This window comes from Desulfosalsimonas sp. (assembly GCF_046483245.1).
Classification (GTDB): domain Bacteria; phylum Desulfobacterota; class Desulfobacteria; order Desulfobacterales; family Desulfosalsimonadaceae; genus Desulfosalsimonas.
Genome location: NZ_JAWODO010000116.1, coordinates 1 through 10,056 on the forward strand (window position 1 = coordinate 1; position 10,056 = coordinate 10,056).

A 10,056-nucleotide genomic window follows, 5' to 3' on the forward strand; every position below is an offset into this window, starting at 1 on the left:
TTCAGGCAAAAATCAGATCTTGCCCCGCTCCTTGGCAATACGCATATAGGTTTCCATGCCGGATTCCGGGGGCAGGTAGAGATTGTCCTCGGATTTTTTCTTTAAGGCCATAGCGTCCGTGGGGCAGGTGGTCACGCACAGGCCGCAGCCGATGCAGCGGTTTTCCACCACATGCGCTTTTTCATCGACCACGGAAATGGCATCCATCTGGCAGCGTTCCACGCAGGTCTCGCACCCCACGCAGACCTCTTCATCAACTTCGGCAAAATAGTTGCTCTTGACCGCTTCTGCCGGGCTGTCCTGGAGTTTTAAAGACCGGAGCATTCCACAGCAGCAGCCGCAGCAGGAGCACATGCCGCCCACACTCTGGGAGTTGAAGGGCTGCATCACCAGACCGGCCTCATCGTTTTTGGCAATGATCTGCCTGGCTTCATCCTTTTCAATATAGCGGCCCATGCCGTTGTCCACGTAATAGGCCGCGTGGGAACCGAACAGAAAACAGGTTTCCAGGGGCTTGTCGCACGCCTGGTCGATTTGGGCCGCAGAGGTCCGGCAGATGCACGGGGCCACGGCAATGGTCTTCTGATTGTCGATGATTGTCATGGCGTCTTCATACGCGGCAATTGGCCATTCGGACACGATCTCCCGGTTGATGGGGATGGTGCGCATCACCGGGGTGGACCATTGCTGAAATGTCTTGCCCAGGGCCTGCTGATAATAGGATTCAAGCTCCTCTGCGAGCTTTCGGTCCACACGGTTTAACTGAAACTCATAAATGCCCACCACAAAGGGCACAGCCCCGTACCTGACCCGCTTGCCCTTTTTCTGGCGAAACAGCAGGCCCCGGGATGCCATGTCTTCCAGGTGGGACGCGGTCTGGTCCTCGGGCAGTTCCAGTCGCTTGGCCACGCTTTGCGGGTCTTCGAGCATGGGGGTGAGCATCAGAAACATCCGGGCGTCTTCCTCGGTGAAAAGCTGCTTTAAAATGCTGATTTCCACGCCGTTTTGCGTGGCCGGAAAACCCGTTCCCAGGTCGTCGAGCCGCTGGCGCAATTGTTCGTATACCTCACTCATGGGGCCTCCTTGGCAAATCCGCGTTATGTCACTTTTGCAGTTGACAGGTTTGATGGTTTCGTAAAAAGTAAGTGTTCAGATGGATAACCTTATTTTTGTTGGCAATGGTTGTCAACGAAAATAAAACGACCGTTCGTTATTTTTGAACAAAAGCTTTCCAGTCCCAGACCACGGCGTTGGCATCCGTGTTCATCCCGGGCCAGGGCCAGTCCGCGGGCAGAGGGGCGGTAAAATTGAGGCGGTGCTGTTTTGTGGGGTGATCAAATGAGAGTTTATGGGCAAACAGGGCCAGTTGTTTTTGCGGCAGGGGGTTTGGAGCTCCGTAGCGCAGATCCCCCATGACCGGAAAGCCCAGATAGGCCAACTGGGCCCGGATCTGGTGGTGACGGCCCGTGTCCAGATCGATTTCCAGAAACGTCTTGTTTTCGGCAAAACCCAGCACCCGGTAGGAAAGCCGGGCCTCCTGGCTCTTTGCCGTAGGGGCGGACACAATGCGGCTGGTGGGGCCTTTTCGCTCCATATTATTGACCAGGTCCCCGCCCCTGCCGGGAACCACCCCGTGAACCACGGCCAGGTATTGCTTTTCCACCCGGCCCGTGCGAAATTGCCGACCCAGGCGGGAGGCGGCCTTGGAGGTGCGGGCAAACACCACCACCCCGGCAACCGGCCGGTCCAGGCGGTGGACCAGGGCCAGAAACACGTTTCCGGGTTTTTCATACCGGATCTTGATGTATTGCCGGGCCAGTTCCAGCAGGCAGACATCGCCTGTGCAATCGCCTTGTATCAGGAGCCCGGATGGTTTATATACCACCAGCAGGTGATTGTCTTCGTAAAACACGGGCCATTTCGGCGTGTTGATAAAACCGGGATCAATGTTCATGATTCAGGGTTCAATGTTTTTGGTACATGATTGAAAAAAGATGAATAACCACCCATTTCAAAAAAAGCCGGAAAGCAAAGCCCCGGGTCCCAAAGACATGGACCGAATTCTGCAAAGCTGCGGCATCGCGCTTGCCCGGGACCGGATCGATCTGTTATGGCAATACCACAACCGGCTGCGCCAGGCCAACCCGGAATTAAATCTCACCCGGATTCACCGATTTGAAAACATGGTGGTCAAACTTTATGCCGACTCGATTCTGCCCGGTGAGCTCACGCCCCTTCCCTCCCCCCTGCTGGACCTTGGCACCGGCCCGGGCATGCCGGGAATCCCGCTGAAAATCGCTTTTCCGGACACAGAGATTGTGCTGGCCGAAACCCGGCAGAACCGGGTGGCCTTTCTGGAGCAGACCATTTTCGAGCTCGGTCTTTCGGGCATCCGGGTATATGGCCATGCCGTGACCCCGTCATTTGAACAGATGTTTGCCGGCGTGATCACCCGGGCGGTGGAACATATGGATAAAACCCTGCACCGGGTTCAGGGCTGCCTGGAGACCGGCGGCCTTATGATTTTCATGAAGGGCCCGGGGTGCGCAGATGAGATCACTGCCGCACAGCAGGCCTTTGAACACAGCTTTAAACTGCGGCAGGATACGGCCTACAGCATTGGCAACACCCCGAATCAAAGACGCCTGGTGATATTTGAACGCACAGACACCCCCCCGGCCCGCCGCAGGCAGCAAGCTGCGGAAAAACACCGGGTCCGGGACATCCAAAGCGCGCAAAACGCCAAATACAAAGATCTGAAAAAACTGCCGACCCCAAAAGGCATGAAAAAACATAACCAGGCCCTGGTGTCCGGGACAAAGCAGATCCGTGACATTATTGCCCAATGCAGCGGCAAATGCCTGGCCTGGATTTCCGGGTCTGAAAACCAGCCGCCCCCGGAAAATCTGCCCGGCCGTGCAGCCTGGTACCGGCTGGCCCCGGAGCTGTTTAACACCCTGGACGTCCTTGGCACCCGGTCACCCCTGCTGCTGGTGGAAATCCCCTCCATCCCCCCGTGGCAGCCCCGGGCTGGTCTGCCCCCGGGATGCACGGTTCTGGTGCCCTTTCAGGACCCGGAAAACGTCGGCGCGGTGATCCGGTCGGCCGTGGCTTTTGGCGCGGAATACATCGTGGTGCTGGCAGAAGCCGCCTATCCCTTTCATCCCCGGGCCATCCGGGCCTCTGGGGGCGCGGTGATGCATGCCAATCTGATGCAGGGCCCATCCATTGAGGAACTGCCAACGGATCTGCCTGTGGTAGCCCTTTCCATGACCGGCACGCCCATCTTTGAATTTGCGTTTCCGCAATCTTTTGCCCTGCTGCCGGGTATGGAAGGCCCGGGCCTGCCCAAGGGGCTGGAGAAAAACGCGGTCTCCATTCCCATGAGTGCAAAGGTGGAATCGCTCAATGCCGCCGCAGCCGCAGCCATTGCCCTTTATACGTGGTCCCAGACAAGGCGGATATAAATGTTTCCACCGGCCACCAAAAAACAGATGCAGGCCATGGGCTGGGACGGCCTGGATGTGATCCTGGTCACCGGGGACGCCTATGTGGATGTGCCGCACATGGGCGTTGCCGTTATTGCCAACGTGCTCATGGACGCGGGTTTCCGCACCGGGGTAATCGCACAGCCGGACATGGACGATGGTGCTGATATTGCCCGCCTGGGCGAGCCGGAACTGTTCTGGGGCGTGACCGGCGGGTGCATGGACTCCATGGTGGCCAATTACACGGCTTCGGGGAAAAAACGCAAAAGCGACGATCTGACCGCGGGCGGGCAAAACACCCGGCGGCCGGACCGGACGGTGATCGCCTACACCAACCTGATCCGCAGGCATTTCAAAAACACCCGGCCCATTGTGCTCGGCGGGATGGAGGCCAGCCTGCGCCGGATTTCCCATTACGATTTTAAAACCAACAAAGTGCGCAGAAGCATCCTGTTTGATGCCAAGGCCGATGTGCTGGTCTACGGCATGGGGGAAAAAACCGTGCTGGAGCTTGCCCGCCGCTTCCAAAACCGGCAGGACTTCACGGATCTGCGGGGCATCTGCTATGCCGCAGCCCAAAAACCCGAAGGATTTCTCGAACTGCCCGCCCATGCCAAAGCCGCCGCAGACAAGGACGCCTTTGTGGAAATGTTTGCCGGGTTTTACAAAAACACCGATCCTGTCAGGGCCCGCGGTCTCTGCCAGCTCCAGGACACCCGCTACCTTGTTTGCAACCCGCCGCAGCTTCCCCTGAGCCAACAGGAGATAGACCGCATCCATGAACTCGGCTACAGGCGCCGGGCCCATCCCGCGCACGCGGACCAGGGCAAGGTGCGGGCGCTTGACACCATCGCGTTTTCCATTATCTCCCACCGGGGATGCTACGGGGAATGCCACTTCTGCGCCATTACCGCGCTTCAGGGAAAAACCGTGATCAGCCGCAGCCATCAATCCATCCTCAGAGAGGCCGAAAGCCTGGCCCGGCACCCGGATTTTAAGGGCGTGATTTCAGACGTGGGCGGCCCCACTGCAAACATGTATGAAATCGAGTGCAGGAAAAAGGCAACCCATGGGGCCTGCATCCGAAAAAGATGCCTGGGTGAACGAGTCTGCCCGGAACTGACCGTGGACCACGGCCCCCAGATCCGGCTGTTAAAGGATTTGCGCAAAATTGCCGGGATCAAACACGTGTTTATTGGCTCGGGCATCCGCCATGACCTGATCCTTGCTGACTTGAAAAACGGGCAGGCCTACCTGGAGCAGATCATCTCCCATCATGTTTCCGGCCAGCTCAAAATCGCCCCTGAACACAGCCAAAATCATCTACTGGCACTCATGGGAAAGCCTGATATTGACCTCACCCGGCAGTTTATCCGCCGTTTTCGCAAAACCGCCCGGCACCTGGGCAAAAAATATTATCTCACCGGCTATTTCCTGGCCGCCTACCCGGGATGCACGGAAAAGGACATGGAAGCAGTAAAAGACTTTTGCACCCGGGAAATGGGCTTTGCCCCGGAACAGGTCCAGATCTTCACCCCGGTTCCGGCCACCGTGGCCACGCTCATGTACTGGACAAAAAAAACATGGCCCGGCAAAAACCCCCTTTTCGTGGAAACCGACCCCAGGCGCAAACAGGCCCAGAAACAAATCCTCACCCCGGCAGCCCGTGCCGCAAAACCCAAAAAACCCCAATAAAAGAACAAAAGTGGCTAATGTCAGTTTTTTTGCAGTATGACAATGTATTCATTGCGCATGGTATTGGCTATTCCGGATATCTGTCTGGCCAGGGTCCGCACCGGTTTAAACTGATGCTGTTGGGCTGTTTCAGTCATGATCCGGTGAAGCCCTTTCACCTCTTCTTTGGGTATACCAAGGGCTTTGCTGAGCTGATTGTCATTTGTTCCGATAATCAAAGTACAGAACCGCCCCGGCTTTAATACCCGGCCGCATTCTGAAAATACACAGTCCATGTCTTCAGTGTATAACCAGTATTTTTCCTTAATAGTTTTCCCGCGCAGTCCCACCATGGTTTCTCTGAGTTTATTGGTATCCTCTCCCAATAAATTTAAATGAAAAGAATCATTTGCCAGATAATCAATGGCGAAGCTGTATGGTGGTGAAAACAGTATCCCGTCAACACTTTCGCTATCAAGCGGAAGAATCCGCGCATCGCCCTGCAAAATTGTTGCTTCGGCCAGAATCGATTCAACCCCCGCCAGTACGTGCTGGATTTTTTTTACCACAAAAACATATCGTTCCAGAATGGAATTGTACTGCTCAAACGGGGATTTGCGTTTGCTTCGCTCTGAATATCCCGCACTGTCGAGGTAGGCCAGAAGCAAAAAATCAAAAACCTTGCGACTGTCATTTCCCACCAGTTCAGACAGGACTTGCTCTGATCCGGATTGAAAGCTTTTTTTCAGCTCTTGAATACCATTGCCCGGTTTGCTCTGATGACTGTTTCTGCCTTTGCTTCCCGGAACCGGCGACCCCACGGATTTGGAAAAACAGTCAAAAATTTCCCTTGATTTCTCAAGGGCCCGGTCCAAAGGCTCCAAGGGTAAAGACAATGCATCATATTTGGTTTTGGCCATGAACCGGCAAAACGGACTGGCATCAATCCCAACAGATCTGATGCTCATAAGGCTCGCCTCAATCGGCACTGTTCCGGACCCCATCATGGGATCTAACACCACATCACCGGCTTTAAGGCCCATTACATTGATCAAAGCTTTAATCATTTGCGGGTGAAATTTGCCTCTGTAGGGAAACAACCCATGGGTAGCATAGCCAGTGCGAAATTGATTCTTTTCAAAAAAGGATCTGAGGCGGGACGATGAATGTTTGGGCAGCAAAAGCGGGGCACCTGTACACATATGATAGTGCCGCGTATACTGATCCCCTATCTTAACGAAATAAGCGCCGTTTTGAAGAAGTTCCTCCTCGCTTAAAATCCTGCTTTCGTAATAAGCCAGGGCCAATTCGTAGACTTCGTTTAATTGCGGGGAAAGCACCTCACTTCCGGAAAACAGCTTCGGAAACATTCCCTCTGAAAGAACCCCGAGAGGATTATATCTGTCAAACTTTTGATGCATTTGATCCATTCAGGTTCGCACCGAAACTGCCGTTGATCTGTTTATCTTAATGCTCTTCCGTCCGTGCCTTTGCCAATGGGGGCGACATCCATTGATTGGGCATCGTGCTCGATTTCTATGACCGAAAGTACGCCTTCATTGACAACAAGATTTCGCCATACGGGAAAATAGGGCTCAATTTCAGAATAGCTTCCGATGCGATCGGTCAGGTAAGTATACATATTTCTTGAAGGAAGAATTAAAACACCGCCTGCAAGGACACCGTCGAGCAAACCAACTCCCATCTTGTTTAATGCCCTGTGGCTCGATGAGATGTTACCGGTTTCCCATTCAACTGCGAAAAAACGACCATCGGGCAATTGCTTCACCGCATCAACCGGCCCCGGCCGCAACCTTGAAGCAATGGACATGCGATGTTCAAGCATCCACTGATTGCTGTCAAGAAAGCCCAGGAACCCTTTTTTAATCGGAACAACCCCATTTGCATTTTTTACAGGATAAAGCACAAATTCGTCGCTTCCTTCCGGATAGGTTACGGAGTAAATGGCATTTTTGATTTCATCAAGGATGGCCGCAAACTCAGAGGACTGATGAAACGGTCCGTTTTTGATCAGAAATTCAATCCGGTTTATTTTCACGAAGCTCTTCCTCCACTTTTGCCACCAGGTCCCGGGGTGGCAGATTCAGTGCCTGTGCAATCTGAATAATGGTTGTCAAAGAAGGCTGCCTTATCCCTCTTTCCAAAAGCGAGATATAACTCCGGTCCAATCCGCTTTCCTGTGCCAGGCGTTCCTGGGAAATTCTTGAATTCATACGAAAATATCGAAGTGCGTGCCCGAATGCGGTTGCCGGATTCAATTTTTCCTCCTATAGGGTTTCAAATTCTATACCGATAAGTCTTATTTCAATCTACAGACTATAGTCCGCAAAAAAACAATTGAATGAGGATAAGGGGTGTGTTATTCACAAACAGAACATCCACAAAAATCAATCCACCATCCGGACGACAAGAAAAAAATGAAAAACCTGCTCTATGATGCATTAAATTTAGATCCAGACGACAAGCTGGCTTTGCACCGTTTTTCCAGACAAGCCGGAGTGTCTCCCCAAAAGCTTGACTATTACAACCGAGGCAACATCCTGCCTTCAGGCTCTGATCTGAAAGGGATATGCAGTGCAGGGGACATCCCGGAACTAAAGCTCAAAATTAAAATGGGGATATTGGACTCTTCTGTCAGGGATTTGATTCTGCAAAACGCAGACGAAATATTTCCCTTAATTGAAAATACAGTTAAAAGGGACAACGAGTCGAAATCCGTCCCTCCGAAGGTCCTGGAAACGGAACTGGGAAGTTTGTATCAGGGAGACTGCCTTGAGCTCATGCCCCATCTGGAAAGTGAGTCCGCAGATCTTGTCTTTGCTGATCCGCCATTTAATCTCAATAAATTATACCCCTCCAAAATCGACGACAATTTAAAAGCAGAACAGTATCTGAAATGGTGCGAAAAATGGCTTGCCGAGTGCGTCCGTATATTAAAATACGGGGGCAGCCTTTTTTTATGGAATCTTCCGAAATGGAATTCTTATCTGGCCGAATATTTAAACAGGAGACTGACCTTCCGACACTGGATCAGCGTTAACATTAAATATTCTTTGCCTATCAGAGGCCGGCTTTACCCATCTCATTACTCTCTGCTGTATTACTGTAAGGGGGAAAAACCCAATGTTTTCCACCCGGACCGCCTCCCGATGGATCTTTGCCCGCATTGCCGGGGAGACATCAAGGATTATGGCGGCTATAAAAACAAAATGAATCCTGAAGGCATTAATTTAACAGATGTGTGGTCAGACATACCGCCTGTCCGTCACAAAAAGTACAAAAAAAGAAACGGTTCTAACGAACTTTCGGTCAAGCTGATGGATCGAATTATTGAAATGGCTTCTGACAGGGATGATGTCATTTTTGACCCCTTTGGCGGATCCGGAACCACTTATGCGGTGGCAGAGATCAAAAAAAGAAAATGGATTGGAGTGGAAGTCGGGCCGATAGAAGATATTATCAGGCGATTTGACAATTTGGATGAAGACGCCCAATACCTCTCAAAAATCAGAAAGCAAACCAATTGTCTGATCACAAGCGAGGATTTGAAAAAACGAATTGAAAACGGATGGTGGACACCCGAGTCTGTGAAAAAAGAAAAGATCGGAAAATAAATATAAAACCGGACCTCCCGCTGCTGCTTGCCCGCCCTTGCCAACTCCTTTCTTGACAAACCCGATGGTTTGGGTAAAACTTGGCTGAAAGCATGTAAGTAAGTTTTACTTTATTTTGTCATTCACCTCTAAAGCCGGGCAAATATGGACATACAGGAACCTCCCCGGCAGGTGCCGCCCGGGCAGATCAAGATTGAAAACGCCCTTCGTACCCTGCTGGAGCAAAAGGATTTCAACTCCATTACCACCGCGGAAATCGCCCGCACCTCTGGGGTTAACGAGGCGCTGATCTATCGGTATTTCAAGGACAAGCGGGGCCTTCTCCACCAAGTGCTGGCAAAAGATCTCAAACGCTTTGTCCACCAGATCCGGGTGGAAATCGACCGCCGGAACGGGGCGCTGGAAAAACTGCGCCTGATGATCCGGCTGCATTTCTATTATTACGCGGAAAACCGGATATTTGCCAAAATCCTGCTGTTGGAGGTCAGAAATTACCCGGCCTATTATGAAAGCGAGACCTACAAAATCGTCCAGGATTACAGCAAGATGATCCTGAAAATCATCCAGACCGGGGTCAGAAACGGCGAGATCAAACAGCATATCGACCCTCATCCCATCCGCCAGGCCATTTTAGGCGGAATCGAGCACATGTGTCTGCCGGGCGTGATCTTCGGGGGCCATATTCCCGCAGACCAGTATGCAGATGATTTGTTTGAAATCATTGCCAAAGGCATTGCAAACAAATCTGCAACCGCATAAATTCATCACAAGGAGGCATGAAAATGGAGATTTCCGGAAACGCATTTATCGTCACAGGCGGAGCTTCCGGGCTGGGCGCGGCAACGGTCCGGGCGCTGGCGGCAAAAGGCGGCAGGGCCGCCATCTTTGACCTGGCCGATGACACCGGCGCATCTTTGGCCGAAGAACTCGGGGATGCGGCCATCTACTGCCACACGGATGTGGCCGATGAAGCCTCGGCACAAGACGCTGTTGCCAAAACAATTGCAGCCTTCGGCGCCGTCCACGGGGTGATCAATTGTGCAGGCATCGGCATTCCGGCAAAGGTGGTGGGCAAAAAAGGGCCCATGCCGTTAGACAAGTTCACCAAAACCATCCAGGTCAACCTGGTGGGGACTTTTAACGTCACCCGCCTGGCTGCAGCCAAAATGGCGGAAAATACGCCCAACAGCTCCCGTTCTCGGTGTGGATCTCGAACCGCGCACCACCGGCGCGGCTGGCGGTTACATCGATACTCCAGC

10 protein-coding genes are annotated in these 10,056 nt (G+C 52.6%); 5 read left to right on the forward strand and 5 right to left on the reverse strand.

Translation table 11 applies throughout. The features are described from left to right. Positions 1 to 12 precede the first annotated feature (12 nt). Positions 13 to 1,074 carry a 4Fe-4S dicluster-binding protein gene (locus R6U41_RS10365; protein ID WP_410269768.1) on the reverse strand — a complete coding sequence of 354 codons (1,062 nt, stop codon included), beginning with the start codon at positions 1,072 to 1,074 and terminating at the stop codon, positions 13 to 15. Between the two features lie 136 nt (positions 1,075 to 1,210). Beyond that, the gene (locus tag R6U41_RS10370) at positions 1,211 to 1,954 is read right to left on the reverse strand and encodes an RluA family pseudouridine synthase (RefSeq protein ID WP_410269769.1); all 744 of its coding nucleotides are present in this window, start codon (positions 1,952 to 1,954) and stop codon (positions 1,211 to 1,213) included. Between the two features lie 97 nt (positions 1,955 to 2,051). On the opposite strand from R6U41_RS10370, the gene rsmG reads away from it, so the two are divergent. Together rsmG and R6U41_RS10380 are read left to right on the forward strand one after the other, a co-directional pair. Beyond that, on the forward strand, positions 2,052 to 3,467 hold the full coding sequence (gene rsmG, locus R6U41_RS10375) for a 16S rRNA (guanine(527)-N(7))-methyltransferase RsmG (protein WP_410269770.1): 1,416 nt from the start codon (positions 2,052 to 2,054) through the stop codon (positions 3,465 to 3,467). Then, positions 3,468 to 5,183, forward strand: coding sequence for a YgiQ family radical SAM protein (locus tag R6U41_RS10380; RefSeq protein ID WP_410269771.1), 1,716 nt, complete (start codon positions 3,468 to 3,470; stop codon positions 5,181 to 5,183). It begins immediately after the preceding gene. 20 nt (positions 5,184 to 5,203) lie between these two features. Here the strand turns inward: R6U41_RS10380 and R6U41_RS10385 are convergent, their stop codons facing one another. From R6U41_RS10385 to R6U41_RS10395, 3 genes are read right to left on the reverse strand one after another with little or no spacing between them, the layout of a single operon-like run. Continuing rightward, positions 5,204 to 6,592 (reverse strand): DNA methyltransferase, encoded by a 1,389-nt coding sequence (locus tag R6U41_RS10385; RefSeq protein ID WP_410269772.1) that lies wholly within the window; start codon positions 6,590 to 6,592, stop codon positions 5,204 to 5,206. Positions 6,593 to 6,624: 32 nt separating this feature from the next. Further along, the gene (locus R6U41_RS10390; protein WP_410269773.1) at positions 6,625 to 7,221 is read right to left on the reverse strand and encodes a hypothetical protein; all 597 of its coding nucleotides are present in this window, start codon (positions 7,219 to 7,221) and stop codon (positions 6,625 to 6,627) included. Then, positions 7,202 to 7,441, reverse strand: coding sequence for a helix-turn-helix domain-containing protein (locus tag R6U41_RS10395; protein WP_410269774.1), 240 nt, complete (start codon positions 7,439 to 7,441; stop codon positions 7,202 to 7,204). Before R6U41_RS10395 ends, R6U41_RS10390 begins: the two co-directional genes overlap by 20 nt. Before the next feature lie 159 nt (positions 7,442 to 7,600). Between R6U41_RS10395 and R6U41_RS10400 the strand changes: the two genes are divergently transcribed. The 3 genes from R6U41_RS10400 to R6U41_RS10410 form a co-directional block, all read left to right on the forward strand. Further along, complete coding sequence (locus R6U41_RS10400) at positions 7,601 to 8,797, forward strand: DNA-methyltransferase (RefSeq protein WP_410269775.1); 1,197 nt, start codon at positions 7,601 to 7,603, stop codon at positions 8,795 to 8,797. Between the two features lie 144 nt (positions 8,798 to 8,941). Further along, entirely contained in the window at positions 8,942 to 9,556 is a 615-nt protein-coding gene (locus R6U41_RS10405) for a TetR/AcrR family transcriptional regulator (RefSeq protein ID WP_410269776.1), read from the forward strand. Between the two features lie 23 nt (positions 9,557 to 9,579). Then, positions 9,580 to 10,056: SDR family NAD(P)-dependent oxidoreductase (locus R6U41_RS10410; protein WP_410269777.1), on the forward strand; the 477-nt coding region annotated here is incomplete at its 3' end.

Bases quoted from the DNA above. Each gene is read 5' to 3' on its own strand.
- R6U41_RS10405 (WP_410269776.1), top strand. From the start codon at position 8,942: ATGGACATACAGGAACCTCCCCGGCAGGTGCCGCCCGGGCAGATCAAG.
- R6U41_RS10365 (WP_410269768.1), bottom strand. From the start codon at position 1,074: ATGAGTGAGGTATACGAACAATTGCGCCAGCGGCTCGACGACCTGGGA.
- R6U41_RS10380 (WP_410269771.1), top strand. From the start codon at position 3,468: ATGTTTCCACCGGCCACCAAAAAACAGATGCAGGCCATGGGCTGGGAC.
- R6U41_RS10385 (WP_410269772.1), bottom strand. From the start codon at position 6,592: ATGGATCAAATGCATCAAAAGTTTGACAGATATAATCCTCTCGGGGTT.
- R6U41_RS10370 (WP_410269769.1), bottom strand. From the start codon at position 1,954: ATGAACATTGATCCCGGTTTTATCAACACGCCGAAATGGCCCGTGTTT.
- R6U41_RS10400 (WP_410269775.1), top strand. From the start codon at position 7,601: ATGAAAAACCTGCTCTATGATGCATTAAATTTAGATCCAGACGACAAG.
- rsmG (WP_410269770.1), top strand. From the start codon at position 2,052: ATGGACCGAATTCTGCAAAGCTGCGGCATCGCGCTTGCCCGGGACCGG.